The following is a 25,764-nucleotide window of genomic DNA, read 5'->3' as shown; positions in this document are numbered from 1 at the left end:
CCTATACTGGGGTGCCGGACAACGCCTTGGCACCCCAGTTGAGTTTAACTGTTACTGGCCAGCCAGCGGGTCTTCGCCGAAGCGATTGGGTCCGGCAGTGCCCTTGAGGAACAGGATTTCGATAGCAACCCAGATGTTCACCAGCGGCACCAGCATCAGCAGGTAGAACCAGCCGGAACGGTTGCGGTCATGCAGGCGCTTGATGGCCAAAGCCAGGCTGGCCCAGATCAAGGCGATATAGACGATGGCAGCAAGGACCCAGCCGATCGGCGAGAAGCCCATCATCGGCGGCACGGCAGGATCTGTCGATACGGTCATGGTGCCGAATAGGGCCATGAGAATCCAGACAAGAACCGAGCCGACGATACCGACGGCAATGGCAGCGAGCCAATAAGGCTTGCGATTTACGCGCCCCGAAAAGCTGGTGAGCAGATATTTCCAATCCATAATTTTTCCCTTTTTGTTGAAACCCCGACGGGCCCTTATAACAAAACTTGGGAAAGATGACAGGGGGTTAAGGTTTGGTAAACGGATCGTTGCCAAAGCGGTTAACGCCGGAGGTACCGCGCACCAGCCCCAATTCCACCAGCGACCAGATATTGCCGACGATGGGCACATAGGTCAGCAGCACCCACCAGGCCGATTTGTTGCGGTCATGAGCTCGCTTGCCGATCACCGCGATCCACGGCCAAAGGAATATCACATTGACCAGAAGGCCCAGCGTGGCCACCTTGTCGTAGATTGCGATGAACTGCTCATCCGTCAGGCCGGGCTTGCCCATATCCATGATCGGAATTTCAAACATCTGCGCCAGGTAAAGCGCCAGCAGGGTTTCCATCACCAGAATGGCAATGCTGCCAACCCAGAAACCGGACCGGGGCAAGCGCCCTTTCAGGCTGAAAAAGAGATGATTGAGATAATCCATTGGCGATCAGAGATCAGTCACGCAGCAATTCATTGATCGAGGTCTTGCTGCGGGTCTTTTCATCCACACGCTTCACGATCACCGCGCAATAGAGCGAAGGCGATGGCGAGCCATCTGCAAATGGCTTCTGCGGCAGCGAGCCGGAAACGACGACGGAATAGGGCGGCACTTTGCCCATGTGAACTTCGCCGGTAGTCCGGTCGACGATCTTGGTGGATTGGCCGATGAACACGCCCATCGAAATGACTGAGCCTTCACCGACAACAACACCTTCGACCACTTCCGAGCGCGCGCCGATAAAGCAATTGTCTTCAATAATCGTGGGGCCAGCCTGCATCGGTTCCAGCACGCCGCCAATGCCAACGCCGCCTGAGAGATGCACATTCTTGCCGATCTGCGCACAGGAGCCCACCGTCACCCAGGTATCGACCATCGTAGCCGTATCGACATAGGCACCCAGATTGACGAAGGACGGCATCAGGATCGCACCTGGCGCAATATAGGCCGAGCGGCGCACCACCGCATTCGGCACGGCGCGGAAGCCGCCGGCCTTGAATTCCTTCTCGGTCCAGCCTTCAAACTTGGATGGCACCTTGTCCCACCAAGTGCTCTGGCCGGGGCCGCCCTTGATCAGTTCCATGTCGTTCAAACGGAACGACAGCAGCACGGCCTTCTTCAGCCATTGATGCACAACCCACTCGCTGCCCTCTTTCGAAGCCACGCGCAGGCGGCCAGCGTCGAGCTGGCCCAGTGCGAATTCCACCGCATCACGCACATCGCCCTTGGTCTCCAGATTGACCTTGTCACGGCCTTCCCAGGCTTGCTCGATGATGGTCTGGGCGTTGTTCATTTCAGGGCTCCGTTGAGAAATTCTGCAAGATCGGCGGTAACATAGTCAACATGGGCGGGCAGTAAAGCCTCATCTTGGCGGCCCACCAGAACGGTTTTCATCCCCATGGCGCGCGGCACGATGAGGTTCTCCACGATGTCTTCAAAGAAGATCGATCGCTCCGGCGTAATGCCGTGGCGGGTGAGGAACAGCTCATAAGGCTCGGCGCTCGGCTTCGGAATAAAGCCCGCATCATGAATGTCGAAAATATCCTCGAAGGTATCAGAGCAGTCGAGATTCTTCAGCACATTGCGCGCATGGGCGCGCGTGCCCGCAGTGAACACCAGCTTGCGGCCCGGCAGGTTTTCAATCGCAGCCTTGAGGCCGGGATGAAACTTCACCGCGTCATAATCAATCTCATGCACATATTCGAGATAGGGCGTCGGCTCCCAGCCATGTTCCAGCATCAGGCCGCGCAAAGTGGTGCCGTATTTCTTGAAATAGACATGGCGCAGCTTGATCGCCGCTTCGCGCGAAAGCCCCATATTGGCGATGATATATTCATTCATCCGCTCTGCGATCTGGTCGAACAATTTGCAGGATGGCGGATAGAGCGTGTTGTCGAGATCAAAGATCCACGTATCGATGTGAGCCAGCTTGCTCATGCGCCATCGCGAGAAACGCGGGTGCCGACACCATGCGGCGTGAGCAATTCCAGCAGCACCGAATGCGGCACGCGGCCATCGAGGATAATCACACCTTCGACGCCGGATTTCACCACGTCAGCGGCACTTTCGATCTTGGGGATCATGCCGGCGGTGATCGTGCCGTCATCAATCAGGCCTTGCACATCAGCAAGTCGCAATTCTCGGATCAGCTGCTTCTGCTTGTCGAGAACGCCGGCCACATCGGTGAGCATCAAGAGACGCTTGGCGCTCAGTGCAGACGCAATCGCCCCCGCCGCCGTATCGGCATTCACATTGTAGGTGCCGCCATCCCAGCCAATGCCCACGGGAGCGATCACCGGGATCGCATCGCTCTTCATGATCGTGTGGATGATCTCGGTATTGACGCGCGACGGCTCGCCTACCTGGCCGAAATCAACGCGCGTGATGGCGCCGGTGGCCGGATCTTTCTTTTCCTTGGTATAGCGTTCGGCGATCAGCAGATTGCCGTCCTTGCCGGAAATGCCGACAGCGCGGCCGCCAGCCTGCTGGATCGACGCGACGATTGATTTGTTGATCGAGCCGGAGAGCACCATTTCCACGATTTCCATCGTGGCATCGTCAGTGACGCGCAGGCCCTCGCGGAATTCCGGCTTCACTGCCAGCTTGTCCAGCATGCGGTTGATCTGCGGCCCGCCGCCATGCACCACCACAGGGTTCAGCCCGCAGACTTTCAGCATCACCATATCGCGAGCAAATTGCAGGGCGAGTTTCTCGTCCACCATCGCATGCCCGCCGAACTTCACCACAATCACCTGGTCATCATAAAGCTGCAAAAAAGGCAGAGCTTCAGACAGGATGCGGGCGGTTTCGGACGTATCAAAGTCAGACATGTGAGCCTCGGAATTTCCGGCCCTTATAGGGGAAATTGTGGCGGAGGGAAGGTCTGTCCTCTCCCGTCTGCGGCGAGAGGACACTTTACCTTAGGCAGCTTTGCGCTCGCCTTCGACCATCCGGCCCGAAGCCGCAATCAGGCCTTCGGCATCGTCCAGAGCCTCTTCTTCCAACTCCAGCCCCAGGAAACGCTCGCGTTCCACCGGGCCGGGCAGATGCAGGCCTTTGGTGTGCTCGGCCGAAAAGCCGAAGCGCTGGTAATAGGCTTCATCACCCACCAGAATCACCGAGGCATGGCCCAGATCGCGCGCAGCTTTCAAGGCATGCACCATCAAAGCCGATCCCAGGCCCTTCCCTCGGAAGCTGTCATCGACGGCGAGCGGGCCAAGCAGAAGGGCAGGCCCAGCTGAACCGGCAATGATGTTCCACAGGCGCACAGTGCCCACCACGCGGCCGCGCGCGGTGACAGCGGTGAAGGCCAGGCCTTCAGCCGGCAGGCGCTCGCGGCGCAGCTTTTCAGACGTCTTGCGCAGGCGCTTGGCAGCACCACCGAAACCCTTGTTCAGAAGGGCCTCGCGGGCGGGAATGTCAGATGAAATTTCAGCACGAATGGCGACCATTGAAAGTCTCCCAAACATGAGTTGAGCCATGGCTTCGCCCCGGCCCTAAGCCGGGGTCTGCCGCGTGAGTGGATTAGATGACGTAGGCCTTGAGCGGCGGGAAGCCGTTGAACGCCACCGCCGAATAGGTGGTGGTGTAGGCGCCGGTGGCTTCGATCAGCACCTCATCGCCCACGCTCAAAGTAAGCGGCAGCGGATAAGGCACCTTCTCATACAGCACGTCAGCCGAATCGCAGGTCGGTCCGGCAATGACGCACAGGCCCTTTTCAGCATCGTCCTTGTCGGTCACGATCGGATAGCGGATCGCTTCGTCCATGGTTTCAGCCAGGCCGCCAAACTTGCCGATGTCGAGATAGACCCAGCGCACATTGTCATTGGCGTGCTTCTTCGAGATCAGCACCACTTCCGACTTGATCACGCCGGCATTGCCGACCATGCCGCGGCCCGGCTCGATGATGGTTTCCGGAATGGCATTGCCGAAATGCTTGGCAAGCCCTTCATGGATCGCATCGGCGTAAGAGCGCGTGCCGGGAACCGACTTGAGATATTTGGTCGGGAAGCCGCCGCCCAGATTGACCATCTGAAGCGTGATGCCATGCTGAAGCATGGTGTCGAAGATCGCCTTGGCTTCACCAAGAGCGGTATCCCAGGCGCCCAAACGGGTCTGCTGCGAGCCGACATGGAACGACACGCCGTATGCAGTGAGACCCAGCTTGTGGGCAGCCAGCAGCACGTCTGATGCCATCGCCGGATCGCAGCCGAACTTGCGCGACAGCGGCCATTCAGCACCAGCACCGTCGGTGAGGATGCGGCAGAACACTTTTGCACCTGGAGCGGCAGCGGCCACCTTTTCGACTTCTTCAACCGAGTCGACGGCGAACAGCGAAATGCCCAGCATGTGTGCGGTGGCAATGTCGCGCTGCTTCTTGATGGTGTTGCCGAAGGAGACGCGGTCCGGCGTGGCGCCAGCGGCCAGGGCCATCTTGATCTCTTCAACCGAGGCGGTGTCAAAGCACGAGCCCATGCTGTTCAGCAGCTTGAGGATTTCGGGAGCAGGGTTTGCCTTCACGGCGTAGAAAATACGCGTGCCGGGCATCGCGCTGTCAAAGGCGCGGAAATTGTCTTCGATGACTTTCAAGTCAACGATCAGGCACGGGCCTTCCGGCTTTTCGCTTCGGAGGAAATCTTTGATGCGTTGGGTAGCGGCCATTGTCATAATTCCCAAAAGAAATGATGCTCCAGCCTTTCCGCTTTCATGGACGTGCGATGGAAACACGGCTCATGCCAGCAGACTGACTGTTTCGCCTTAACTTGATCGGGAGTTCCCAATCGCGCTTGGGGCAAGGAAAGTGTTGTCTCTCAGAGTTCCCGGCTTTGGACACCAGACGAAGACCAAAAAACCATCACCGTCGTTGCTTTGGGGAGACCTTGCGGCACGTGCGACTTTGGACAGGGCGCATATGATGGAGTCGTGTGTCATTTTCAAGAATTATTTTGGCCAGCGCGGATATTTTTTACTAACGAGACGTTAACGTTGGCACGGAGGAAATCATGATCATCCAAGCTTGTATCAATGGCGCCCGGCCACAAGAGTTTCACGCACATCTTCCACTCACCGCAGAGGCCATGCTGCGCGATGTGCAGGCCTGCCTTGCAGCAGGTGCCAGCGAGATTCATCTTCACCCGCGCAGCGCGCCCGACCGCGAAAGTCTCGCAGCGGTGAGCGCCACCACCGCCTTGTTGCGCAAAGCCTGCCCCGGCACGCTGTTCGGCGTTTCCACCGGTGCCTGGATCGAGAACGACGTGGCCGCCACGCGCGCCTTGATCGCGGCGTGGACTGATGTGCCGGACTATGCCTCCGTCAACCTGTCGGAACCTGATGCCTTCGCGGTGATGGATCTGCTGCTGGAAAAAGGCGTGGGCATCGAAGCGGGTCTGGCCAGCGCAGCTGATGCGAAGCTTCTGCTCGCCTATCCACAAGCCCACAAGATTTTACGTTTCCTGATCGAGATCGGCGAACAGAATTTGGAAGAAGCTATTCAAGTCTGCCGCGCCACTGAAGCAGTCCTTGACGCCGGGCCCTTACGCAAATCGATCCTGCTGCATGGATTTGATGCCACCGTCTGGCCCTTCGTCGATGAAGCCTGCGCGCGCGGTTTCTCGACCCGTGTGGGCTTGGAGGATGGCAAGTTGCTGCCGGATGGCACCGAGGCCACCCACAATGCCGCGCTGGTTGCTGAAGCAGTTGCGATCTATCGCCACAAGGACCGCAAGCAGGTCGAATTAGGCTAGCCCAAATTCAGCCACACGGCCCGGCAACCTAGCCGCCGCATATGACTCGCCTGACCTCCGTTGAAGAACTGATCGATGCCGCCGCGCGCCGCTTGCTGTTGCAACTGCCGGACAGCGGGCTTTCCGGCAAGCTGGTCGAGTTCCTCGTCTTTGGTTTGAAGCAAGCTTGGGCCTGCCTCTTTGGTGGATTGTTTCTCGGCCTCGTGCTGATCACTGGTTTCGTCTGGCCGGAACATGCGGCCATCACGCGCTACGATTTCCTGTTCGGCGCGGCGCTGCTGATTCAAATCCTGATGCTCGTCTTGAAGCTGGAACAGCCTGCCGAGGCGTTGGTTATCTTGGCCTTCCACATTGTGGGCACAGTGATGGAGGTTTTCAAAACTGCCCACGGCTCCTGGGCCTATCCGGAAGCCAGCCTCTTCCACATTGGCGGTGTGCCGATGTTCTCCGGCTTTATGTATGCCGCTGTGGGTTCATACATCGCCCGCGCCACGCGGATTTTTGATTTCTACTATACCGGCTATCCGCGCTTCTGGGGCTGCGCTGCGCTGGCAGTTGCCGTCTACATCAACTTCTTCAGCCATCACTACATCTGGGATTTCCGCTACGTCCTCTTCGCAGCGTCGGCTTTGCTGTTCTGGCGCTGCCACGTGCATTACCGCGTCTTCCGCTTCCGCCACCAAATGCCGATGATTTTGGGTTTCATCCTTGTCGCGTTGTTCATCTGGATCGCAGAGAACCTCGCCACCTGGTCGAAGGTTTGGCTCTATCCGCAGCAGCGGCACGTGTGGAGCATGGTTTCGGTGGAGAAATTCGGCTCCTGGTATCTGCTGATGATCATTTCCTTCGTGCTGGTGAACCTGATCCACAAGCCCAGGACACTCCCCGCAGCATACAAATAAAAAGGCGGGCACATGGCCCGCCTTTTCGATTTCGATTTGATGAGGCTTACTTGCCCATTGCCTTTTCGGCAGCGGCAATCGCAGCCTGGCGGCGCTTGATTTCGTCGCCGACCGGAGGGCCCTGGAACGAGTTGCGCAGACCAGCGAACCACACGACCAGCATGACCACGATCATGCCGATGATCAGGTAGAACACCTTTTCCTGCGGCGGTTGCACGCCAGCGAAGATCAGCACGGCACAACCCACAACGGCCAGCGCACCGACGAGGAGCGAAGCACCCTTGAGGTTGAACGGTCCCTTGTTCTTCCAGTTGCCGGCGATTTCGGCGCGCATCGCGGCCGCAATCGGCATCAGGTAGGAGAGATAAAGGAACACGGCGCAACCGGTGGACAGGATCAGGAAGGCGCCGCCGTAAAGCGTTGCCAGCACTGAAAGCACACCACCAGCCCAGATCGCAGCACCGGGGGTGCTGAGCTTGGGGTTGACCTTGCTGAGCGTCTTGGAACCCGGCAGGCCGCCATCACGCGCGAAGGCATACATCATGCGCGAGGTGGAGGTGAGGCCGGCAAGGGCGCAGAGGAAGTTCGAAACCACGATGCCAATGATGATCAGCGAACGCAGGAACGAAGGCATCGGCACTTGTGCGATCAGCCAGTTGAAGGCGTTCCAGCCCTGGGCTGCACCAGCGGTCACACCGTCAACCATGTTGCCGGATGCGTCCTTGCCGTCCGGCAAAGCCAGAACGAAGGAGCAGACCATGATGTAGCCGAACAGGAACGAGTACCACACCGAGCGGATCATGCCCTTGGGCACTTCCTTCTGCGCGTCACGGGTTTCTTCCGAGGTGTGAGCCGAAGCGTCAAAGCCGGTGATCGTGTATACCACATGCAGGAAGCTCAACGCGAACACATACATGCCCATGGTCGCTGCCGGCCAGACATCGCCACCAGCAGGGCCGGTGAAGTTGCCGAATTTGAACAGGCGGCTGAAATCATGGCTCGGAGCCCAGATCAGCATGGCGGCGGTCAGAACGAGAGCCGTGGTCATGATGATATAGCCCGACCAGTCAGTCAGGATCGTCGTCAAACGCAGGAAGTAATGATTGATGATGGCTTGAGCGATGGTGATGCCGGCGATGAAGGCCGACTGGATCCACCAGCCCTGGCTGAGTTCACCGGTTGACACCCATGCCGTCGTGTCCATGCCGACGACTTGCGCCAGGAACAGATCACGGAACAGGAGGAACACGCCCATATTGACTGACGAGACCACGAAGATCAGGCCCAGCAGGTTGAACCAGGCCGCAGCCCAGCCATAACCCTTGCTGCCGAAAATCGACGACCAGTGATAGATGCCGCCGGCGGTCGGGTAGGATGAAGCGATCTGGCCCATGGCCGCAGCCACGACGAGGGCGAAGGCAGAGCCGACGACCCAGGTGATGCCAATGGCGCCACCGCCGCCGGAGCTCAAGGCCACCGGGAACGATGTGATGCCGCCTGCGACGATGCAGATGATGGCGAAGGAAATAGCGAAGTTCTGGAACGCGCCCATGCGGCGCGTCAATTCCTGGGCATAGCCCATTTGATGAAGGACTTTTTCGTCCTCGGTCATATTTGTATTGGCCATAAGGCTCTCCCCGGCGCGTTCCAGGGAGAACGGCCTGCTGTTGTTGCACTGAAAAAGTCCCCGCTGGAATTGACACCCAGCTTTGGAATCCCCTGCCGGCATGATGACTCGTAGTTCACGTTACAGTCAACGTCGATTCCCGGCAGTTCATAAGACCAGTTTGCAACGCAACATTGCCGATTTGGCCAAGCGCTGGCGCTTGCCCGCGCTAGCGGACCTGATACACCGGGTAGCCAGGAGTTCCTGATGACTGACGAAAAGACCAAGAGGCCGGGGGGCCGTGAAGGCCGGCGTGCCATGCGTGGTGCCCCCATGGTGCAACTTCCCACTTTGGTGCGCGAAATCCCTACCTATGAGCTGCTGCCTGCCGAGGCCGTCGAGCTGATCCATGAGGAATCGCTCAAAATCCTCGAAGAGGTGGGCTGCGAATTCCGCGACGACCAGGCCCCCGCCATGTGGAAGGCCGCTGGTGCCGATGTTCAGGGCACGCTGGTGAAGATTGACCGTGGCCTGCTGATGGAGCTGATTTCATCTGCACCGCCTGAATTCACTTTGCATGCGCGCAATGCCGAACGCACCGTCAAGATCGGCGGCAAGAATACCGTTTTCGTGCCGATGTATGGTGCGCCTTATGTGCGTGACCTTGATGGCAAGCGGCGTTACGGGTCGCTGGACGACCTGCAGAACTTTCACAAGCTGGCGCAGATGGCGCCGCAGCTGCATTCGGCCAGCTCGATCATTTGCGAGCCGATGGAAATCCCGGTGCCCAAGCGCCATCTGCATATCATTAAGTCGGCGCTCACTTACACCGACAAACCGTTCATGGGCATCGTCACCTCGAAAGAGCGCGCCGAAGACGTGATGAAAATGGCGGGCATCGTCCATGGCGACGACTTCGTGAAGGACAACACCGTCGTCGTCTCGATCACCAATTGCAATTCGCCGCTGGTCTGGGACCAGACGATGCTGGATGCCATGCGCGTCTATGCCAGCAACAACCAGCCAATCATCGCCGCTCCCTTCGCTTTGTGCGGGGCTTCCACTTCGGCCTCATCCATTGGTGCTGTGGCACAGGTCAATGCCGAAGCATTGGCGGGCGTGGCCTTCACCCAATTGGTGCGCAAGGGTGCCCCGGTGATTTACGGCCAGTTCATGGTCACGGTGGATATGAAAACCGGTGCCCCGATGGGCGGCACGCCGGAAGCAGCCCAGATGATGTTCGTGATGGGACAGCTCGCCCGCAAATACAATCTGCCCTGGCGCACGTCGGGCTTCCATGTCGGATCGAAAGTGAATGACGCACAAGCGGGCTACGAAGCCAATATGCTGATGCATGCTGCCATTCTTTCGGGTGCCAATTACATCTGGCATGTGGCGGGCTGGCTCGAAGCGGGGCTGGTTTGCGGCTATTCCAAATTCATGACCGACTGTGAGCAGTTGTCCGGCTGGTACAAATATGCCGGCGGATTGAAATTTGATGACTTCAAGGAGGCCATGGACGCGGTGCGCGAAGTAGGCCCCGCTGGTCACTTCCTCGGCACGGCCCACACGCTGGAGCATTTTGAAAAAGCTTTCTTCATGCCCACCATCATGGATTTCAACTCCTATGAGCAGTGGAACGCCGAAGGTGCCAAAACCCATGACGAGCGTGGCCGCGACAAGGCCCGCGCCGCCTTGGCCGCCTACCAGAAGCCGCCGATGGATGAAGGCATGGCACAGGCGCTGGATGAATTCGTCAAGCGCCGCGAGCGCGAACTTCCCGACAACGTGAGCTGAGGGAAGCCGCCATGCAGGACTATATCTCATCCGCCCTTGCCACCTTGCTGGTGATCGCTGATCCGATTTTCCTGTCAGCCCTCTTTCTCGGCCTCACTCATAATCTCAACCGCGAGCAACGTGCCGAAGTGGCTCTGCGCGGTACGGTGATTGCTTTCTTCATTCTGTTGGGTGCCGGGCTGGGCGGTGCCAAGCTTCTCTCTATACTCGGCATCTCGCTCTCGGCATTCCGCATTGCGGGTGGGCTGTTGCTTTTGTCGTCTGCCGCTGAAATGGTGTTTGACCGCCGCGGCCAGCGCCAGCAAGACATTGCCACCAAGGCGATCAGCATCGACCATGTGCGCAACATCTCCGCCTTCCCGCTGGCCATTCCGCTGCTGGCCGGCCCCGGTGCCATCACCGCCATGATCCTGCTGGCCGGCCGTGCCGAGGGTGACATCACCAAGCTCGGGGCACTTTACGCACTGGCAGGGCTGGTGATGTTCGCCTGCTATCTTTCTTTTCGCGCAGCAGAACGCATCTCCATGCTCTTGGGTGTGACAGGCCGCGCCGTGATCAGCCGCCTGCTCGGCATCATCCTCGCTGCTCTTGCGGTGCAATTCGTGATCGATGGCGTCACGCTGCTGATCCAGGCTTAACCAAGCAGAAGAGCTGTTCTGGCCGCAAATTCAAAACTCGGGCAAAATCCGGCCATGTCAGACAAGCAGCCTGAAAAGCCTCTGCGGAAAGCCAAGCTCTCGGATGTCAGCTTCGTCCTCGCGTCCGTGGCGCTCGCTGCTGACGAGACCTTTGGCGATAACCCGGATTTCGCTGCCGCCGAAAAGCGCCGCTATACGCCTGCTTATTTGCGCAGCCTGATTGCCGCCAATCCAGCCTATGTGATGATCTCCGAAAACGCCGATGGTATCCGCACCGGTTTCATGATCGCGGTGCCGGATCAAGGTGTTTTGATTTCCTGCTGGTCATATCTTTTGCCGGAGCACCGCAAGGGCACTCATGCCGTGCGCGCCAAGCGCTCCTTCCTGAATTTCTGGAACAATGGCCGCTTCCACAAGGTCGCGGCCTTTACCCGGCCACAGAATGTGACCGCCCGGACACTGATGGAACATTGCGGCTACAGTGAAAAGACGCTGCTCGAAAAGCACATGTTCGGGGAAGATTTCTATCTTTTCGAATGCCCGCTGAACAAAATCATTGCGGGCTATGATCCGATGCCCAGCACCGGCCGCATCAGGGACCTGAAGCTCCGGCTGCGCGCCGCACTTTCATAAGCGACCAGACCGGCAGAAAGATCGAAATATCGGTGCCCGTCACTCTGAGTGTGCGGTACCACATGGTGCCCGACCAAACGGCCATCGCGATCAACGCGCTCCACGCCGCGCCATGAAGCCCCCAGGTCGGAACCAGCAAATGATTGCCGACGACGAGACACACAAGACCCAGTGCCACTGAGGGCAGGGCCGCCGACGGCCTGTCATGCAGTGACAGCATCAGCGCTGCCGGGCCAAATACGCAACGCATGGCGAGTGCGAGGCTGAGGATCACCAGCGGCATCGTGCCCTTGTCGAACTCCGGGCCAAAGAAGCTCAGTGCAAACGGCCCGAACACTGCAATGCCTGCCACCATCAGAACCGCAATGCCCATGGCCGCCAGATTGGCTTTGACGAGGCTCGAATTGAAGCTCTGGTTGTTGTTCTTGGCCCGCTCGGCAAACACATCCGGAAGGCTGACCAGATAGACCGATGAAACACCGAAACTCGCCAGCGAAAACAGCCGTGTCATCACGCCGAACACCGCAATGTCGGAATAGGACAGCGAATTGGAAAGAAGCAGCAGGTCCAGATCGAAGAAGAAATCTGTGGCCAGCCCGATCAAAGTCCAAGGCAGGGCATAGCGCCACCAGCGGCTGCGCTCACCCTCTGGCAAGGCATCAGTTGATGGCAACTTAAGAATGGCGGCGCGCGCGATGAGCACATAGACGAAAGCGGCGAAGAGAAAGCTGATCCCTGCAAACCACAGCATGTCGGCGATGTGGAAATTGTGGGTCACCGGAATGAAAATCATGCCGAGGCTGGCGGCGATCAGCAGTGGCCGCAGGATCGTATCAACACCCATACCGAGAAACGGGCGCTTCATCGCGATCAGCACATTGCCGCTGATTCCGGCCAGCGCAATGCCGGTAGCGTAGAGATTGATCTGTGGCCAGTTGAAGGTGATCGCCGCGTTGTCCGGGAAGAACCGCTCGAGCACAAACAGGCCCACCAGCAGCACCATCACGGACATGCCGATGGTCTGCATATAAGTCTGCTTCATGAAGGCGCGCAGCGTATGGCCCTTGCCCAGGCTCGAATATTCAGCGGCGAAATACGCTGCAATGGTTTGATAGCCCAGCGGGAACAGCCCGCCGCACAGATTGGCGGCGGCAATCGCTTGGAGATATTGGCCGAGGCTTTCGGCGCCCAGCCATTTGGCAATCAGCGCCTGCGCGCCAAACATGACGGCCGCACCCACGATCCGGCTGAGGAAAATCAGCGCAGATGACGTGAAGATTTTGGCCGGAAGCCTCATGGCGCCTTTTCACCGGGGCGCATATCAGGTTTCGACAGCCGTCCGCTCATGCGGCTGGCGAAAACCTTCACTGATGTCAGCGTGTCGCGGGCTTGATGGGCGATCCTGCCCGTCAGCCAGGCGCGGCCTTGCGCGGCATAATGGGCAATCGGAGGGATCGGCGTGATCGAACCCGCTTGGCCTACCATGCCCTTCTTGAATTGGTGCAGGCCCTGGAAGCCGTCATTGCCGCCAAGGTCATACCAATCCGCCACGCTGTGGTCGCGCAGCCATGAAATGATCCGCGCATGCATCAGATATCCGGCGCGCAGCGGCAAGGCCGCTTCATTGGTGGCGCCGTAGAGGTAAACCGCAGTGCGCCCCGCCGTGAAGATCACGGCACCCGCAACATCCTCGCCATCCTTCGTGACGAAGAACAATTGCGGCTTCAGCTGCTCCGGATAATCAGACAACAGCTTGGGCAGCGTTTGATAAGCGGAATAATCCGGGAATTTTTTGCGCTTCGTCATGCATTCATAGAGCTTGCGGAAGCGCTCGAATTCAGAAGCCAGCGCTACTTCAAAAGCGAGCCCCTGCTTTTCGGATTTGTTCAGATGATAGCGCCACTTTTGCGCAAAGCTCTTGCGCTGCTCATCATCAGAGATGCGCACCTTGACGAAATAGCGGTCCGGATAGGGCAACGCAGTGCCGGGTTTGAAGCCGCGCGTCACCAGGCTTTCATAGGCAAAGGTGGAAGGCTGCGGTTCGGCGCGCGCGATCACCGAAAGCATCATGCCGCGGCGTTGCGCATATTCCTCAGTCAGATGGCGTGACGCGGCATCGAGCACCGCTCGGCCCTCTGGGCCATTTTCATGCGCGAGAATGGGCCCCCATTTGACGACTGCCAAATGGCCGAGCTTCAACGGCATGGGTTGCACCATCACAAGCACGGCGGCCACGGCTTCTCCGTCGAGCATGTAAATCCAGGGTTCCAGCACCACCGATGGCCAGCGGCTTTCGGCAAAGGCAATGGTCACTTCTTGGACTACGCCGTCAAAGCCCTGCACCATGTCGTCAAATTGGCCACGCGGCACCAGCCGGGCCTCCAAAGTGATGGATGGGGTGTCAGTCTGACGGGTCTTCATCAACATGCAGCATCTCTGTGAAGGGTGTCCAAATGGCCTTGCGGACACGCTTTTCTGTGCTCATGGCTAAGGGATGCATTTGGTTAAAGTCCAATGCACAGATCATTCATCATTAAAATGCTGACAGAAACTTTGCAGGTCAGAACGCAAAAAGCCCGGCACAGGGCCGGGCTTTCCGCAACTTGGGATGGAAAGATTAACGGCGCTTCTTGGCAACAGCCTTAACAGCGGGAGCTGCAGGCTTCAGGCTGTCACGAATTTCCATCAGAAGCTTTTCCGTGGTTGAAGGGCCAGCGGGAGCTGCAGCAGCCTCTTCCTTGCGAAGAGTCTTGGCAAACCGCACCAGCAGGAACAGCACGAAGGCAACAATCACGAAATTGATGAAGATCGTGATGAAGTTGCCCCAGCCCAGCGTGGCGCCTTGCTTGACGGCCTCTTCATAATTGGTGGAATTGACCGCAGCACTCAGTGGCGTGAACAGGTTGCTGAAGCTGATGCCGCCGGTGATCGCGCTGATGATCGGCATGATCAGGTCGCTCACAATTGAGTCCACGATCTTGCCAAAAGCAGCGCCGATGATGACACCGACGGCGAGATCAAAGGCATTGCCCTTGAAAGCGAAATTCTTGAAATCATTCCACATGGAAAACCCCCGAAAATATATGATGAACTTGAACGAACCTGAGCTCTACCCCCCGGTTTCAGCGCTCAATAGACGAGAAGAAACGCAGGCGTAAAGGGCTTTTAACCAATTTCCCAGTCTCAATAGCCGCGCTTGGTATCAACCAGGTTTTCCAGCGGCGCACCCGCTTCAAATTTCCGTATCTGCTCAGCCACATAGGAGCAAATGGTGGCCGGCTCGGAATCCGCCGCTGCATGCGGTGTGATTGTCACACGCGGATGTTTCCACAGCGCGCTTGAGGTGGACAGAGGCTCTTTGTGAAACACATCCAGCGTGGCCGCCAGCAATGTGCTGTCTTCGAGACAAGCCAGAATGTCATCTTCATTCTGCTGCCGCCCGCGCCCGGCATTGATGATAACGGGTGCACCAAGCGGTCCCCTACGCGACAGTTTCTTGAACAAGGCTGTATTGAGAATGCCATCTGTATCGACGGTGGCCGGTAGCAACGACACCAGAATGTCCGTACCAGATAGAAACGCATCCAGCCCGGCAGCATCAAAGCTCTCTACGCCTGGGATGTCTTTCTTCGTCCGGCTCCAACCACGCACGTTGAAGCCCAGCATCGCCAGCTTGCGCGCCGCATCCTGCCCCAGCACGCCAAGGCCCATAATGCCCACGCTCAAATCCTTGGCGGCATGCTGGGGAAATGAATTCCATTCGCCCTTGGCCTGCGCATCATCCAGCCGCCGCTGCTGGCGGTGATGCATCAATACATGCAGCACCACATATTCGCTCATGCGGTTCGTTAGATCCGGATCGTTGACGCGCACAATGGGCACGCCCACTGGTAATGTCGGGTCAGACAGAATGGCATCCACGCCCGCACCCAGCGAGAAAATCACTTTGAGATTGGGAAAGCTCTTCACCACATCCGGCGGAGGTAACCAGGCACAGGCATAGGTCACGTCTTCCGCTTTGCCACTGTCGGGCCAGATGCTCACATCAAGTCCCGGCGCCGCCTTACGCATCGCTTCTGCCCAGGATGTCGCATCCCAGGTCGGTGTGACAAAAACCAGCGCACTCATTGCTTCATCACCCGCTCATCAGCTTTTAGATTAAGCGCCGCTGCAAGCAGTGCCTTGGTATAATCAGCCTTGGGGCTTGCGAAAATATCCGCCGCCTTGCCTTGCTCTTCAATCTTGCCATTGCGCATCACGATCACATCATTGGCCAGTGCACGCACCACCTTCAAGTCATGGCTGATGAACAGATAGCTTAGATTGTGCTTCACCTGCAGCCGCTGCAACAGCTCCACCACCTGCGCCTGCACGCTCATGTCGAGAGCCGATGTCGGTTCATCCAGCATGATGAATTTGGGCTGCAATGCCAAAGCGCGCGCGATGGCAATGCGTTGCCGCTGCCCACCAGAAAATTCATGCGGGTAACGATCCATGTTGGAAGCATCAAGCCCCACTTCTGTCAAAGCGTCTGCCACACGCTCGCGCCGCGCCTTGGCATTCATGTCTGGTTGCTGGATCAGCAAACCCTCTTCCACAATCTGCGCCACGGACAGGCGCGGCGACAGCGAACCATACGGGTCCTGAAACACCACCTGCATGTCCTTGCGCAACGGCCGCATGGCCTTGGCCTGCAATCCGTCAATGCGCTTACCCTGAAACGCAATCTCGCCCTTGGAGGAAATCAGCCGCATGATCGCAAGGCCGGTGGTTGTCTTGCCCGATCCGCTTTCGCCCACAATGCCCAACGTCTGACCTTGCCGCAGAGTAAGATCGATTCCGTCCACCGCCTTCACATGGCCGATGGTCTTGCGGAAAAAGCCGCGCTTGATCGGGAACCAGACTTTTAAATCCTTGACGGTGACAATCGGTTTGGCATCGGCCTGCGCCACCGGCGGTTGGCCCTTCGGCTCGGCCGCTAGCAGCATCCTGGTATAGTCATGTTGCGGGTCGGCAAAAAGCTGCGCGGTGCTGGCCGCTTCCACAATCTTGCCCTTCTGCATCACGCAGACCTTGTCAGCCACGCGCCGCACGATGCCGAGATCATGGGTGATCAGCAGCAGGGCCATGCCCATTTCGGCCTGCAGGTCTTTCAGAAGTTTCAAAATCTGCGCCTGCACGGTCACATCAAGTGCGGTGGTCGGTTCATCGGCGATCAAAATGTCCGGCTTGTTGGCCAGCGCCATGGCGATCATCACGCGCTGCCGCTGCCCACCGGACAGCTGATGCGGATAATCCGAAAGCCGCGAAGCCGCATCGCGGATGCCCACGCGGTCCAGCAGCGCCACGATCTCCGCCCGTGCCTTCGCGCCGCGCAAGCCGGTATGCAATTCCAGAATCTCGCCGATCTGCTTTTCCACTGTGTGCAGCGGATTGAGCGACGTCATCGGCTCCTGGAAGATCATGCTGATATCAGCGCCGCGCACGCCGCGCAGTTCGCGCTCAGGTGCCTTCAGCAGATCCTTGCCGTTGAACAGGATCTCGCCCGATGGATGCGAAGCCGGCGGGTAGGGCAGCAGCTTGAGGATCGAAAGCGCGGAGACTGATTTCCCCGATCCGCTCTCGCCCACAAGCGCCAGCGTCTCGCCCTTGTTCAGCGAGAAGCTGATATGGTCCACCACTGTCGTGGTGCCGAAGGCTACGCTCAGGTCTTTGACTTCCAGCAGCGCGCTCATGCGAAGGTCTTCCGTGGGTCAAGCGCATCACGCAGCGCTTCGCCAATGAAGATCAGCAGCGTCAGCATCAGCGAGCTGACAAAGAAAATGCTCATGCCCAGCCACGGTGCCTGCAGATTGTTCTTGCCCTGTTGCACCAGCTCACCCAGCGAGGGCGAGCCCGGCGGCAGGCCGAAGCCCAGATAATCCAGCGCAGTCAACGTCGTCACCGACCCCGCCACGATGAACGGCATGAAGGTCACGGCAGATACCATGGCGTTGGGCAGCACATGCTTGAAAATAATCTTGGTATCAGAAAGCCCCAGCGCCCGCGCCGCGCGCACATATTCAAAGTTCCGTGCACGGAGGAATTCGGCACGGATCAAATGCACCAGTGATGTCCAGGAGAACAGCACGAGGATGCCGAGAAGCAGCCAGAAATTTGGCGCAATGAATGCCGATAGAATGATCAGAAGGTAAAGTGTGGGGATCGATTGCCAGATATCGATGAAGCGCTGCATCAGCAAATCTGTCCAGCCGCCGAAATAGCCCTGCACCGCACCAGCCGCGATGCCGACGATGGATGAAATTACCGCGAGGATCAAACCGAAGGCCACCGAAATGCGAAAACCATAGATCAACCGCGCCACCACATCGCGGCCTTGGTCATCCGTGCCAAGCCAGTTCATGTTACCTACTGCGCATGCCGGATCTTGAGCAGCGAGCGGATATTTCACACAAGCTTCATCACGGCTCATTAGGAAGGCGGGCTTAGAAGGGGCGGGCGCCGGAATTTCAGAATTCACCGTGTTGTAGGAATAGTGGATCAGCGGCCATATCATCCAGCCATTGGCATTGATCTCATCCACATTCACCGGATCGCGGAAATTCGTCTTGGCGAGAAAACCACCGAACTTGCTTTCGGGATAATCCTTCAATTGGGGAAAAAGTAATTCGCCCTTGTAGGAAACCAGGATCGGATTGTCGTTGGCCAGCAGCGGCGCAAACAGCGACACCGCAAAAAGTCCGAGGAAAATCCACAGCGACCAATGCCCGCGCCGGTTCTTGGCGAAGAGTTGCAGGCGGCGGCGGGTAAGGGGCGTAAGCTTGAAAGCCATCACACTTCCCGCGATTCAAAATCGATGCGCGGATCGATCCAGGTATACATGAGATCTGAAATCAGCGCGATGAACAGCCCGATCAGCGTGAAAACCCAGAGCGAGGCAAACACCACCGCATAGTCGCGGTTCACCGCGGATTTGTATGTGAGCAACCCCAGCCCATCCAGCGAGAACACCTGTTCGATCAGCAGCGATCCCGTAAAAAACGCGCTAATGAACGCGCCGGGGAACCCGGAGATCACCAGCAGCATGGCATTGCGGAACACATGGCCGTAAAGCACGCGGCGCTCGCTCAATCCCTTGGCCCGTGCGGTGATCACATATTGCTTGCGGATTTCATCCAGAAAGGAATTCTTGGTCAGCAAGGTGGTGGTGGCGAAGGCTGAAACGCCCATGGCGATCAGCGGCAGCGTGAGATGCCAGAAATAGTCGCCGATCTTGCCCAGCAATGAAAGCTCGGAAAAATTGTCAGACGTCAGACCGCGAAGCGGAAACCAGTTCCAGTAGCTGCCGCCGGCAAACAACACGATCAGGAAAATCGCGAAGATGAAATTCGGAATGGCATATCCGAAGCTGATGACAGCAGAGGTCCACACATCAAACCGCGTGCCCTCGCGCACGGCTTTCGCAATGCCGAGCGGAATGGAGATCGCATAGGAAATCAGCATCAGCCAGATGCCCAGCGAAATCGAAACCGGTAACTTTGAGAGAATAAGTTGCCCCACTGGCTTCGACTGGAAATAGCTATCGCCGAAATCAAAGCGCGCATAATTCCAGATCATTGAACCAAAGCGTTCCAGCGGCGGCTTGTCGAAGCCGAATTGCTTTTCCCATTTCTTGATGATGGCGGGATCAATGCCACGCGCACCGCGATAGGTGGAATTGCCATTGGCATCGACGGAAAGATTTTCGCTGCCGCCATTGAGCTGCGCATCCTGCTGGCTATTCTGATCCAGCTTCGAAATCAGCTGTTCCACCGGCCCGCCGGGCACGAATTGCGTGACCAGAAAAGTGATCGCCAATGCGCCCAGCAAGGTAGGGATCATCAGCAGTAGGCGTTTGACGATATAGGAACCCATCAGCCGCCGATCTTCTTGGCGCGTTCTTCATCCCACCACCAATTGGTGGGCACGCCCAATGCGTAATCCGGTGCTTTATCAGGGCGGCCAAAGCGGTCCCAATGGGCGATGCGCTCATCGGGGCCGAACCATTGTGGAATGATATAGCTATTCCAGATCAGCGCCCGGTCCAGCGCGCGGCAGGCGGTGATCAGCTCCTTGCGGTCTTTGACGAAGATCAGCTTTTCGATCAGCGCGTCAATCGCCTCGTTCTTGATGCCGGCATAATTCTGCGAACCCTGCTTGTCGGCCTCGGTACTGCCCCAGAAAAACCGTTGCTCATTGCCGGGTGACATCGATTGCCCATAGGAATGCACAATAATGTCATAGTCGAAAGTCTGCCGCAGCTTGGTGATTTGCGCATCATCCAGCGTGCGCACACTGACAACAAACCCCAGCAATTCCAATTGCTGCTTGTAAGGCAGGGTAATGCGTTCAAACAGCGGGCTGTCCAGAACGAATTCCACGCTCAGCACTTCGCCCTTGTCATTCTTCAGCACGCGCTTGCCGCCATCATCGACAGCTTTCCAGCCCGCCGCATCGAGCAGCTTGGAAGCCGCCTGCAAATTCTTGCGCCGCGCCGCGCCATCGGGATTGGTGGGATTTTGATATTCGGTGGTGAACACTTCCGGCGGCAGCTTGTCTTTCAGCGGCTCGAGCAATGCCAGTTCTTGAGGCGAAGGAAGCCCGGTGGCTTCCAGCTCGGAATTGTTGAAGAAGGATCGCGAGCGCTTGTACAGCCCGTAAAACAGATTGGTGTTCGACCATTCAAAATCAAAAGCCAGGTTCATCGCCTGGCGCACGCGAATGTCCTGGAATTTCGGTTTGCGCAGATTGAGCACATAGCCCTGCATGCCATGCACTTGCTTGAGCGCGATTGTCTCTTTGACCACCTTGCCCGCAGTCACCGCCGGGAAATCGTAACCCGTGGCCCATTGCTTGGAGCTGGTTTCATACTGGTAGTCATATTGGTCGCCCTTGAAGCCCTCAAAGGCCACCTGCACGCTCTGGAAATAGAGATAGTGCAATTCATCAAAATTGTTCTGCCCCACATTCACCGGCAGATCCTTGGCCCAGTAATCCGGCACCCGCTCAAGGATGATGGTGGAGCCGGGCACCACCTGCTTGAACTTGTAGGCGCCGGAACCCAGTGGAATTTCCAGCGAGGCGGCATTGGTGTCGCGCGGCTTGCCGTCAGCACCCAGTACCGTCCACCAATGCTTGGGCAAAACCGGAAGCTCGGCCACGATGGAGGGGAGCTCGCGGTTGTCCTTCTGGTTGAACACGAAGGTCACTTCATGATCACCCGTCTGTTCCACCTTCTCGACATTCTTGTAATAGGCGGCTTGCGTGGCGAGATTGGCCTTCAATGTTTCGAGGCTGAAGATCACATCGTCCGGCGTGATCGCCTTGCCATCGTGAAAGCGAGCGGTCGGATTGAGACGGAACACCACGCGGGATTTATCATCCGGAAAGCTCAGGCTCTCGGCGATCAGGCCATACATGGTCGAAGGCTCGTCGAGCGAACGCTCCATCAGCGTGTCCAGCACGCTGACCGCGGCCGGATCGCCATTCACGGTATAGGGGTTCAAACTGTCAAAGGTGCCATAAGCCGGCATGCGGAAACGCCCGCCCTTGGGGGCCGTGGAATTCACGTAGTCAAACTGCTTGAAGCCAGGGGAATACTTGATGTCGTCGAACAGCGAGATCGCATGCTTGAATTCGGCCTCATCTGCGAAGGCTGCAGGTACCCGCGCGAAGGGCGCAAGCCCAGCCAGTTTCAGCAGCAAACGGCGATTGATCATCAGCATTCCAATATTGATTCGGTTCAGCCTAACCCACTTATCCGCATAAAAAAACACCGGCTGGGTTCCAGCCGGTGTTCGGATTCAGTCATGTCGAAATTACGGCGCCGGGAACGGCACCGGCGAATCTGACAGAGAAGCAAGATAGGCAATCACGTCGGCGCGGTTCTGCGCATTGCTGATGCCGCCAAAGGCCATCTTGGTGCCCTTGACCATGTCCTTGGGGGATTTCAGCCAGTGATCGAGATGGTCGTAATCCCAGTTTTGGCCGGCCATCGCCTTCATGCCTTCGGAATAGGCGAACTTGCCGTCGCCATCCATCGGGCGGCCAACCACGCCGTAAAGATTGGGGCCAACCTTGTCAGGTCCGCCCTTGGTGAAATCATGGCACGCGGCGCAAGCCTTGGCGCCAGCCTGGCCCTTGGCCACATCGGCCTTGGCAAGGCGGGTGCCGATCGAGGCGTCAGCCACGGCAGGTGCGCCCGCTTCAGCAGTCCCCGCTTCAGCGACAGCAATGGCAAATCCCGGCTTTTCCGGCGGCTCGCCGTGGAACAGCCCGCCAGCGACGATCTTCAAGGCGAAAACCAGCAATCCGGTGCCCAGAACTGCGCCGAAAATCTTGTTCCACTCAAAGCTGTCCATCGTCCCTCAAGCCTCTCAAAAATAACAAGCCAAAAATCAGTTGGGCAGCTTATAACGATTCCACCCGCAATAAACACCACGCCAATTTGCCGCGCCCCAAAGGCCCTTTAGCCCATATCAGATGATCGAATTCGAGAACACTGTCCTTGTGATTTCCGCCAGCATGGCGGGTGCCGGCATGCCGGGCAAGCCCATGCTGGATGTGGGCGGAAAGCCCCTGGTGCTCAGGGCCATAGAACAGGCCGAACAGGCCAAGCTGGGCAGGGTGCTGGTGGCCACCGCAGAGAACAAGGTGGCTGAATCAGTGAGGGTAGGCGGCGGAGATGCGCTGGTGGCTTCGGGCCTGAAACCCGCACCCTCTGACCTGGCGGCGGCCATCATCGCCATGCGCGACCCGCAGCGGACAATCACCCATCTGCTGGTCTATCCCAGCGAGTTAGCTGCCATTCCAGTGCTGGATTTAAGCCTCTGCCTCGCCGGCCTCACCAATGACGATGTGGATTTCGCCACGCTGGCCGCCCCGGCGCAAGCCTGGCGCCCTGGCCAAAACAAGGTGGTGGCCCCGTTGTCAACCGAGCGTGAAGTCGCTTATCTGCGCAATCTTGAGCCGCTGGCCGAAGGCGAGGATGCCTACCAGCACATCCCGGTTCTGGCCTGGCGCCGCGCCGCGCTGGAGAAATTTGCCGCCTTGCCGGTGATGCCGCAGGAAAAGGCCCTGGGCAGCGAAATCCCCCGCGCTTTGTCCGCCGGTCTCCGATGCGCCGCCGTCAAGGTTGACAGGCCGCCTTTGACTGTCGATACGGCCTCCGATCTGGATGCCATCCGGCGTCTCTGGAAAGCCTGAACATGTCGAAGAAGAAAATTGCCTATCAGGGCGAGCCGGGTGCCAATTCCCACATTGCCTGCCTGGAAGCGAGGCCCGACCATGAGCCCATGCCATGCCACACCTTCGAGGATGCCTTTCAGGCGGTGAAAGACGGCCGGGCGGATCTCGCCATGATTGCCATTGAAAACACCACCGCCGGCCGTGTGGCCGATGTGCATCATCTCCTGCCGGATTCCGGCCTGTGGATCGTGGGCGAACATTTCCTGCGCATCCGCTTCCAACTGCTGGTGCTGCCCGGCGTGAAGCTCAAGGACGTGAAGACCGTACACAGTCATGTCCACGCTCTGGGCCAGTGCCGCAAGGCCATCAAGGCCCACAAGCTGCAGGCCGTCGTGGCGGTTGATACGGCGGGTGCCGCCCGCGAGCTGGCCGAAATCAAGGACCGCACGCGCGCCGCCATCGCCACCAAACTGGCCGGTGAAATCTACGGCCTGCAAATTGCCGCCCGCGACATTGAGGACGAGGATCACAACACCACCCGTTTCGTCATCCTGTCGAAGAAGCCGCAAGTATCCAAGCCCGGGAATGGCCCGGTGATGACCAGCTTCGTCTTCCGGGTGCGCAACGTGCCCGCCGCGCTCTACAAGGCGATGGGCGGCTTTGCCACCAACGGCATCAACATGACCAAGCTGGAGAGCTACCAGATCGAAGGCCAGTTCAACGCAACGCAGTTCTACGCCGACGTGGAAGGCCACCCACAGGACCGCGGCTTGCAATTTGCGCTGGAGGAGTTGGAATTCTTCACCTCCTACATGAAAATCCTCGGCACCTATCCCTCCAGCCCCTACCGCGCCGAACTGGCGAAGAAGCTGAAGGGGTAGTCCCCTGCCGCCCCTTTTTCGCCATTAGGCACATGCAAAAATGCAGGTTGATTTGAACGGCGCAGCCTCTATTTAAGCTGCTCAAGAATTGCAATCTTAAGGGGTGGCGCTCACAGGCACCCCAGATTTGGGGACTTTCATGGATCGTATCCGCATTCGCGGTGGCAACAAGCTGAATGGCGTGATCAATATTTCGGGCGCAAAAAATGCCGCCCTGCCATTGATGATCATTCCGATGCTCACGGCCGACACCGTTACTTTGCATAACGTGCCGCGCCTCGCCGACGTGCGCCAGTTGCAACGCATCCTGCAAAACCACGGCGTGGATATCATGACCGCCGGCAAGCGCGCCGGTGCAGCCGAAAATGCCGGCGAAACTCTGAAGATCTCCGCCAAGAGCATTGTTGACACGACGGCCCCTTACGAACTCGTCTCCAAGATGCGCGCCTCCTTCTGGGTACTGGGCCCGCTGATGGGCCGCATGGGCGAAGCCAAGGTGTCGCTGCCCGGCGGCTGTGCCATCGGCACCCGCCCTGTCGATCTGCTCTTGCTCGCCATGGAAAAGCTCGGTGCTGAAATGGTGATCGAGCAGGGCTATGTCATCGCCAAGGCCAAGAAGGGCCTCAAGGGCGGACATATCTTCTTCCCGAAAGTCTCGGTTGGTGCCACTCATGTCGCACTGATGGCGGCCGTTCTCGCCCATGGCGACACCACCATTGAAAACGCCGCCACCGAACCGGAAATCACCGACGTGGCGGAATGCCTGGTGAAGATGGGCGCCAAGATCGAAGGCATCGGCACCCGCAATCTGAACATCACCGGCGTCACTTCGCTGCATGGCGCGGAACACACCGTGGTGGCAGACCGCATCGAAACCGGCACCTATGCCATGCTGGCTGGCATGGCCGGTGGCGATGTGACCTTGCGTGGTGCGCGCGCCGATACGCTGGCGGACGTGATCCTCACGCTGCAGCGCGCTGGCCTCGAAATCACCACCAACAATGAAGGCATGCGCGTGAAGCGCAATGGCTCCGGCATTCTCCCCGTGGATGTGACCACCGATCCCTATCCGGGCTTCCCCACCGACTTGCAGGCGCAGTTCATGGGCTTGATGACCATGGCCAAGGGCAAGAGCCATATCCGCGAAACCATTTTCGAAAACCGCTTCATGCATGTGCAGGAACTGGCCCGCTTTGGTGCGGACATTCGCGTCAATGGCAACATGGCGGAAGTGCATGGCGTGCAGAAGCTCACCGGCGCTGACGTGATGGCAACTGACCTGCGCGCTTCGGTGTCGCTGGTCATTGCAGCACTCGCCGCCGAAGGCGAAACCATGCTGCACCGGGTCTATCACCTGGACCGTGGCTTTGAAGATCTCGAAGGCAAGCTCTCGGCCGTGGGTGCCGATGTGACGCGCATTTCCGGGGCCTGATATGCTGCGATTGACGGCGGCGGACGAGGCGGATCTGGCAGTGATCTCGGCCCAGATTCAGGATGCGCTGTTGAAGCGCGAAGACCTGAATTTTGACCAGAAGCGCCGCCGCTTTGCACTAGTCACCAACCGCTTTGCCTGGGACGCGCTTCCGAAATCCGAGCGTCGCCGCGCTGGCCTGCATTTTGACGATGTGGAATCCGTTCAGTCAGCGGGCCTGCCTGCCTCTGGCCGTGACGCTGTGTTATCACTGCTCGCCGTGACCTTTGCGCCTGTGGCGAAAAAGGATCCGGCGGGTATCATCACGCTGATGTTTTCCGGCGGTATGGCGATCAAGCTGAAAGTGGCCTGCATCAATGCCACGCTGACAGATTTGGGCGGCGCCTGGGCCACCCAACACATTCCCGCCCACGGGGAGTGAATC

At 58.3% G+C, this 25,764-nt stretch carries 26 protein-coding genes; 9 read left to right on the top strand and 17 right to left on the bottom strand.

Annotated features, from left to right (window positions below):
• Positions 1–51 precede the first annotated feature (51 nt).
• From F8B91_RS10555 to F8B91_RS10525, 7 genes are all read right to left on the bottom strand, one after another.
• Entirely contained in the window at positions 52–447 is a 396-nt protein-coding gene (locus F8B91_RS10555; RefSeq protein WP_196503655.1) for a DUF805 domain-containing protein, read from the bottom strand.
• Between the two features lie 67 nt (positions 448–514).
• Positions 515–925, bottom strand: a complete 411-nt coding sequence (locus F8B91_RS10550; protein WP_196503654.1) for a DUF805 domain-containing protein — start codon at positions 923–925, stop codon at positions 515–517.
• Between the two features lie 13 nt (positions 926–938).
• Positions 939–1,775: a 2,3,4,5-tetrahydropyridine-2,6-dicarboxylate N-succinyltransferase gene (dapD, locus tag F8B91_RS10545; protein ID WP_196503653.1), complete on the bottom strand. Its 837-nt coding sequence runs from the start codon at positions 1,773–1,775 to the stop codon at positions 939–941.
• Positions 1,772–2,419 carry a pyrimidine 5'-nucleotidase gene (locus F8B91_RS10540; protein WP_196503652.1) on the bottom strand — a complete coding sequence of 216 codons (648 nt, stop codon included), beginning with the start codon at positions 2,417–2,419 and terminating at the stop codon, positions 1,772–1,774. The genes dapD and F8B91_RS10540 overlap by 4 nt, the downstream gene beginning before the upstream one ends.
• Complete coding sequence (argB, locus tag F8B91_RS10535) at positions 2,416–3,312, bottom strand: acetylglutamate kinase (protein WP_196503651.1); 897 nt, start codon at positions 3,310–3,312, stop codon at positions 2,416–2,418. Before argB ends, F8B91_RS10540 begins: the two co-directional genes overlap by 4 nt.
• A gap of 90 nt (positions 3,313–3,402) precedes the next feature.
• On the bottom strand, positions 3,403–3,933 hold the full coding sequence (locus F8B91_RS10530) for a GNAT family N-acetyltransferase (protein ID WP_196503650.1): 531 nt from the start codon (positions 3,931–3,933) through the stop codon (positions 3,403–3,405).
• Positions 3,934–4,006: 73 nt separating this feature from the next.
• Complete coding sequence (locus F8B91_RS10525) at positions 4,007–5,143, bottom strand: type III PLP-dependent enzyme (protein ID WP_196503649.1); 1,137 nt, start codon at positions 5,141–5,143, stop codon at positions 4,007–4,009.
• A gap of 341 nt (positions 5,144–5,484) precedes the next feature.
• Here F8B91_RS10525 and F8B91_RS10520 point away from each other — a divergent pair, with 341 nt between their 5' ends.
• Positions 5,485–6,225, top strand: coding sequence for a 3-keto-5-aminohexanoate cleavage protein (locus F8B91_RS10520; protein ID WP_196503648.1), 741 nt, complete (start codon positions 5,485–5,487; stop codon positions 6,223–6,225).
• 41 nt (positions 6,226–6,266) lie between these two features.
• Positions 6,267–7,127: a DUF817 domain-containing protein gene (locus F8B91_RS10515; RefSeq protein ID WP_196503647.1), complete on the top strand. Its 861-nt coding sequence runs from the start codon at positions 6,267–6,269 to the stop codon at positions 7,125–7,127.
• Between the two features lie 46 nt (positions 7,128–7,173).
• Here F8B91_RS10515 and F8B91_RS10510 read toward each other — a convergent pair whose 3' ends face one another.
• Positions 7,174–8,754: an amino acid permease gene (locus tag F8B91_RS10510; RefSeq protein ID WP_246715020.1), complete on the bottom strand. Its 1,581-nt coding sequence runs from the start codon at positions 8,752–8,754 to the stop codon at positions 7,174–7,176.
• 246 nt (positions 8,755–9,000) lie between these two features.
• Between F8B91_RS10510 and F8B91_RS10505 the strand changes: the two genes are divergently transcribed.
• The 3 genes from F8B91_RS10505 to F8B91_RS10495 are packed head-to-tail and all read left to right on the top strand — an operon-like array spanning position 9,001 to position 11,801.
• Entirely contained in the window at positions 9,001–10,530 is a 1,530-nt protein-coding gene (locus F8B91_RS10505) for a trimethylamine methyltransferase family protein (protein WP_196503646.1), read from the top strand.
• Between the two features lie 11 nt (positions 10,531–10,541).
• The gene (locus F8B91_RS10500; protein WP_196503645.1) at positions 10,542–11,168 is read left to right on the top strand and encodes a MarC family protein; all 627 of its coding nucleotides are present in this window, start codon (positions 10,542–10,544) and stop codon (positions 11,166–11,168) included.
• 54 nt (positions 11,169–11,222) lie between these two features.
• On the top strand, positions 11,223–11,801 hold the full coding sequence (locus F8B91_RS10495; protein ID WP_196503644.1) for a GNAT family N-acetyltransferase: 579 nt from the start codon (positions 11,223–11,225) through the stop codon (positions 11,799–11,801).
• On the opposite strand, the gene F8B91_RS10490 is transcribed toward F8B91_RS10495, so the two are convergent.
• From F8B91_RS10490 to F8B91_RS10450, 9 genes are all read right to left on the bottom strand, one after another.
• Positions 11,761–13,098, bottom strand: a complete 1,338-nt coding sequence (locus tag F8B91_RS10490; RefSeq protein ID WP_196503643.1) for a lipopolysaccharide biosynthesis protein — start codon at positions 13,096–13,098, stop codon at positions 11,761–11,763. The genes F8B91_RS10495 and F8B91_RS10490 overlap by 41 nt on opposite strands.
• Positions 13,095–14,228, bottom strand: a complete 1,134-nt coding sequence (locus tag F8B91_RS10485) for a lipid II:glycine glycyltransferase FemX (protein WP_196503642.1) — start codon at positions 14,226–14,228, stop codon at positions 13,095–13,097. The genes F8B91_RS10490 and F8B91_RS10485 overlap by 4 nt, the downstream gene beginning before the upstream one ends.
• A gap of 190 nt (positions 14,229–14,418) precedes the next feature.
• Positions 14,419–14,865 carry a large conductance mechanosensitive channel protein MscL gene (gene mscL / locus F8B91_RS10480; RefSeq protein WP_196503641.1) on the bottom strand — a complete coding sequence of 149 codons (447 nt, stop codon included), beginning with the start codon at positions 14,863–14,865 and terminating at the stop codon, positions 14,419–14,421.
• Positions 14,866–14,984: 119 nt separating this feature from the next.
• Positions 14,985–15,929, bottom strand: coding sequence for a 2-hydroxyacid dehydrogenase (locus tag F8B91_RS10475; RefSeq protein ID WP_196503640.1), 945 nt, complete (start codon positions 15,927–15,929; stop codon positions 14,985–14,987).
• Positions 15,926–17,536: an ABC transporter ATP-binding protein gene (locus F8B91_RS10470; RefSeq protein ID WP_196503639.1), complete on the bottom strand. Its 1,611-nt coding sequence runs from the start codon at positions 17,534–17,536 to the stop codon at positions 15,926–15,928. Before F8B91_RS10470 ends, F8B91_RS10475 begins: the two co-directional genes overlap by 4 nt.
• The gene (locus tag F8B91_RS10465; protein WP_196503638.1) at positions 17,533–18,633 is read right to left on the bottom strand and encodes an ABC transporter permease; all 1,101 of its coding nucleotides are present in this window, start codon (positions 18,631–18,633) and stop codon (positions 17,533–17,535) included. Before F8B91_RS10465 ends, F8B91_RS10470 begins: the two co-directional genes overlap by 4 nt.
• Positions 18,633–19,715, bottom strand: a complete 1,083-nt coding sequence (locus tag F8B91_RS10460) for a microcin C ABC transporter permease YejB (RefSeq protein WP_196503637.1) — start codon at positions 19,713–19,715, stop codon at positions 18,633–18,635. The genes F8B91_RS10465 and F8B91_RS10460 overlap by 1 nt, the downstream gene beginning before the upstream one ends.
• Positions 19,715–21,559, bottom strand: a complete 1,845-nt coding sequence (locus F8B91_RS10455; RefSeq protein ID WP_196503636.1) for an extracellular solute-binding protein — start codon at positions 21,557–21,559, stop codon at positions 19,715–19,717. Before F8B91_RS10455 ends, F8B91_RS10460 begins: the two co-directional genes overlap by 1 nt.
• A gap of 99 nt (positions 21,560–21,658) precedes the next feature.
• Entirely contained in the window at positions 21,659–22,201 is a 543-nt protein-coding gene (locus tag F8B91_RS10450; protein WP_196503635.1) for a c-type cytochrome, read from the bottom strand.
• Between the two features lie 121 nt (positions 22,202–22,322).
• Between F8B91_RS10450 and F8B91_RS10445 the strand changes: the two genes are divergently transcribed.
• The 4 genes from F8B91_RS10445 (at position 22,323) to F8B91_RS10430 (ending at position 25,761) form a co-directional block, all read left to right on the top strand.
• The gene (locus tag F8B91_RS10445) at positions 22,323–23,045 is read left to right on the top strand and encodes a cytidylyltransferase domain-containing protein (protein ID WP_196503634.1); all 723 of its coding nucleotides are present in this window, start codon (positions 22,323–22,325) and stop codon (positions 23,043–23,045) included.
• A 2-nt stretch (positions 23,046–23,047) separates the two neighbouring features.
• Positions 23,048–23,908 (top strand): prephenate dehydratase, encoded by an 861-nt coding sequence (locus F8B91_RS10440; RefSeq protein ID WP_196503633.1) that lies wholly within the window; start codon positions 23,048–23,050, stop codon positions 23,906–23,908.
• A 139-nt stretch (positions 23,909–24,047) separates the two neighbouring features.
• Positions 24,048–25,340: a UDP-N-acetylglucosamine 1-carboxyvinyltransferase gene (gene murA / locus F8B91_RS10435; protein WP_196503632.1), complete on the top strand. Its 1,293-nt coding sequence runs from the start codon at positions 24,048–24,050 to the stop codon at positions 25,338–25,340.
• A gap of 1 nt (position 25,341) precedes the next feature.
• Positions 25,342–25,761: a DUF2948 family protein gene (locus F8B91_RS10430; protein WP_196503631.1), complete on the top strand. Its 420-nt coding sequence runs from the start codon at positions 25,342–25,344 to the stop codon at positions 25,759–25,761.
• Positions 25,762–25,764 lie beyond the last annotated feature (3 nt).

The sequence above is a fragment of the Aestuariivirga litoralis genome (genome assembly GCF_015714715.1).
GTDB classification, from domain to species: Bacteria; Pseudomonadota; Alphaproteobacteria; order Rhizobiales; family Aestuariivirgaceae; genus Aestuariivirga; species Aestuariivirga litoralis_A.
The sequence above is the reverse complement of the archived record's forward strand: the minus strand, read 5'-3'. Positions and strand labels throughout refer to the sequence as shown.

Bases quoted from the DNA above. Each gene is read 5' to 3' on its own strand.
- F8B91_RS10445 (WP_196503634.1), top strand. From the start codon at position 22,323: ATGATCGAATTCGAGAACACTGTCCTTGTGATTTCCGCCAGCATGGCG.
- F8B91_RS10525 (WP_196503649.1), bottom strand. From the start codon at position 5,143: ATGGCCGCTACCCAACGCATCAAAGATTTCCTCCGAAGCGAAAAGCCG.
- F8B91_RS10495 (WP_196503644.1), top strand. From the start codon at position 11,223: ATGTCAGACAAGCAGCCTGAAAAGCCTCTGCGGAAAGCCAAGCTCTCG.
- F8B91_RS10455 (WP_196503636.1), bottom strand. From the start codon at position 21,559: ATGATCAATCGCCGTTTGCTGCTGAAACTGGCTGGGCTTGCGCCCTTC.
- F8B91_RS10430 (WP_196503631.1), top strand. From the start codon at position 25,342: ATGCTGCGATTGACGGCGGCGGACGAGGCGGATCTGGCAGTGATCTCG.
- F8B91_RS10550 (WP_196503654.1), bottom strand. From the start codon at position 925: ATGGATTATCTCAATCATCTCTTTTTCAGCCTGAAAGGGCGCTTGCCC.
- dapD (WP_196503653.1), bottom strand. From the start codon at position 1,775: ATGAACAACGCCCAGACCATCATCGAGCAAGCCTGGGAAGGCCGTGAC.
- F8B91_RS10555 (WP_196503655.1), bottom strand. From the start codon at position 447: ATGGATTGGAAATATCTGCTCACCAGCTTTTCGGGGCGCGTAAATCGC.
- F8B91_RS10510 (WP_246715020.1), bottom strand. From the start codon at position 8,754: ATGGCCAATACAAATATGACCGAGGACGAAAAAGTCCTTCATCAAATG.
- F8B91_RS10515 (WP_196503647.1), top strand. From the start codon at position 6,267: ATGACTCGCCTGACCTCCGTTGAAGAACTGATCGATGCCGCCGCGCGC.
- F8B91_RS10475 (WP_196503640.1), bottom strand. From the start codon at position 15,929: ATGAGTGCGCTGGTTTTTGTCACACCGACCTGGGATGCGACATCCTGG.
- F8B91_RS10465 (WP_196503638.1), bottom strand. From the start codon at position 18,633: ATGGCTTTCAAGCTTACGCCCCTTACCCGCCGCCGCCTGCAACTCTTC.
- argB (WP_196503651.1), bottom strand. From the start codon at position 3,312: ATGTCTGACTTTGATACGTCCGAAACCGCCCGCATCCTGTCTGAAGCT.
- F8B91_RS10505 (WP_196503646.1), top strand. From the start codon at position 9,001: ATGACTGACGAAAAGACCAAGAGGCCGGGGGGCCGTGAAGGCCGGCGT.
- F8B91_RS10540 (WP_196503652.1), bottom strand. From the start codon at position 2,419: ATGAGCAAGCTGGCTCACATCGATACGTGGATCTTTGATCTCGACAAC.
- F8B91_RS10530 (WP_196503650.1), bottom strand. From the start codon at position 3,933: ATGGTCGCCATTCGTGCTGAAATTTCATCTGACATTCCCGCCCGCGAG.
- F8B91_RS10490 (WP_196503643.1), bottom strand. From the start codon at position 13,098: ATGAGGCTTCCGGCCAAAATCTTCACGTCATCTGCGCTGATTTTCCTC.
- F8B91_RS10520 (WP_196503648.1), top strand. From the start codon at position 5,485: ATGATCATCCAAGCTTGTATCAATGGCGCCCGGCCACAAGAGTTTCAC.
- murA (WP_196503632.1), top strand. From the start codon at position 24,048: ATGGATCGTATCCGCATTCGCGGTGGCAACAAGCTGAATGGCGTGATC.
- F8B91_RS10485 (WP_196503642.1), bottom strand. From the start codon at position 14,228: ATGTTGATGAAGACCCGTCAGACTGACACCCCATCCATCACTTTGGAG.
- F8B91_RS10450 (WP_196503635.1), bottom strand. From the start codon at position 22,201: ATGGACAGCTTTGAGTGGAACAAGATTTTCGGCGCAGTTCTGGGCACC.
- F8B91_RS10440 (WP_196503633.1), top strand. From the start codon at position 23,048: ATGTCGAAGAAGAAAATTGCCTATCAGGGCGAGCCGGGTGCCAATTCC.
- F8B91_RS10500 (WP_196503645.1), top strand. From the start codon at position 10,542: ATGCAGGACTATATCTCATCCGCCCTTGCCACCTTGCTGGTGATCGCT.
- F8B91_RS10470 (WP_196503639.1), bottom strand. From the start codon at position 17,536: ATGAGCGCGCTGCTGGAAGTCAAAGACCTGAGCGTAGCCTTCGGCACC.
- F8B91_RS10460 (WP_196503637.1), bottom strand. From the start codon at position 19,715: ATGGGTTCCTATATCGTCAAACGCCTACTGCTGATGATCCCTACCTTG.
- mscL (WP_196503641.1), bottom strand. From the start codon at position 14,865: ATGTGGAATGATTTCAAGAATTTCGCTTTCAAGGGCAATGCCTTTGAT.